The organism is Candidatus Jidaibacter acanthamoeba (genome assembly GCF_000815465.1).
Taxonomy (GTDB): Bacteria; Pseudomonadota; Alphaproteobacteria; order Rickettsiales; family Midichloriaceae; genus Jidaibacter; species Jidaibacter acanthamoebae.
Map to the genome: position 1 here is coordinate 1 of NZ_JSWE01000236.1, position 1,540 is coordinate 1,540.

At 38.1% G+C, this 1,540-nt stretch carries 3 protein-coding genes; all 3 read right to left on the reverse strand.

Going from position 1 to position 1,540, the window contains the following annotated elements; all coding sequences use genetic code 11:
* Positions 1 to 184: hypothetical protein (locus tag NF27_RS10755; protein ID WP_039454529.1), on the reverse strand; the 184-nt coding region annotated here is incomplete at its 3' end.
* A 55-nt stretch (positions 185 to 239) separates the two neighbouring features.
* Complete coding sequence (locus tag NF27_RS10760; RefSeq protein WP_039454527.1) at positions 240 to 554, reverse strand: hypothetical protein; 315 nt, start codon at positions 552 to 554, stop codon at positions 240 to 242.
* A gap of 1 nt (position 555) precedes the next feature.
* On the reverse strand, positions 556 to 1,540 hold a 985-nt coding region (locus NF27_RS12685; protein WP_204367901.1), incomplete at its 5' end, for a hypothetical protein.

Sequence of the window (1,540 nt, forward strand, 5' to 3'; positions counted from 1 at the left end):
AGGGGCCAAGATTCAATTGCTCACCTGTGAGTGCTGGTAGCATGTTATCATGTAACCCTTGAAGGCTGCCATTAGCCTCTATTCCATTAGTGACTATTAGCTTAAGTGCTGCAAGCAACTCTAAACTGCTCTCGTAGTATACACAATCAATTAGTTCTTTAGTTGTATATTTGTATGTTGCCATTCTCTATATATTATTTAAGTTTAATAGCTTTTTAATAATAGTATTTTCAATTATTTTAACGGTCAATCTTGAGCAATTCATGTATATATGGTTCGTATTCTTCTATACGATTGACAATTCTTTTACGTTCTTCCTCACTATCTGGGGTATATTCTTTTTCTATGGAAAATATATCTTCCTCTTTTATAGCTCTTACGCTATCTAAAAAACTATTAGTTTTATTTTCAAAATCTATAGGTAATGCGTCTAAAGCTCCGGTATTACTCGACGTAACGCTAAGTATAGAGCCAGATTGACGTTTTCCTTTTTTATAATCATCAAATACTTCAATGATTCTCTTTAACATTCTTTTATAATGTGATTCTTCCATTTTAACCTCTTCCTTTGCCTTTATCCTCTTTAAATCCCTCACTACTTCTAACAATAGTTATAACTAAATCTCCTTCTGTTACTACTTTAAAAGTTCCTTCAATATGTGCTATTCTACTAACTCCGTTCTTAACATGGGGTACTTTTGTATTTCTACTATTTATAATATGCTCAACAAATTTAGGACTTAACCCGGTTGGAGGATGGTTTTCTGAAGTATGACCGGCTACTCTACCCTTTACCCCACCAACTATATGCACAGGATACATGTTTTCGATCGCATGTCTAGTATACAAATAACTACCTATTCGTGCATATTCCGTTCCATTGCGCATTTCTTTTTCATATTGGCTCCATAAACCCCAAAAAAGCTTTTCTTTATTTGCTTCAGGCTCTTTACGTTTGTTACGAGGAGAAGTCTTACCAGTAGATTCATCATCAGAATTTTCCGGACTACTGTTTTTACCACCTCCTCCACCTCCACTGGCCTTGCTACCAACTTTATTTGTCCATGATGATTTTTCTGATGTCTTTTCAAATTTACCAGTGAATTTAAAATTTGTTTTCTCACTACTATAGCTGGAACCACTAGAACTTGAGCTGCTTGATCTTTGGCCGGCAGAGTCAGAACTAGCACCTCTACTAGTTGAAGAACTACCTGGCTTTTGTGTAGTTGTACTATATCCACTTGGTTTCGGCGTAGTTGTATTAGAACTACTTGGCCTTGGAACACTTGTAGGGTTACTTGGCTTCTGAGTGTTTGAACTAGGAACACTAGGGCCTCGGCTTGTCGAGCTCGAACTGCCTGGTCTCTGACTAGTCGGAACAGTTGTACTAGGTTTCGGTGTAGCCGTGCTAGAACTACTTGGCCTTTGTGTTGAACTTGAGGAGCTTGGCTGAGGGCGAGTGACATTACTTGCTGCCGCTTCCCTCCTTGCCGTATAGCTTGGGTTATTTGCACCGGATACACTTCCTCTGCTTGCATTA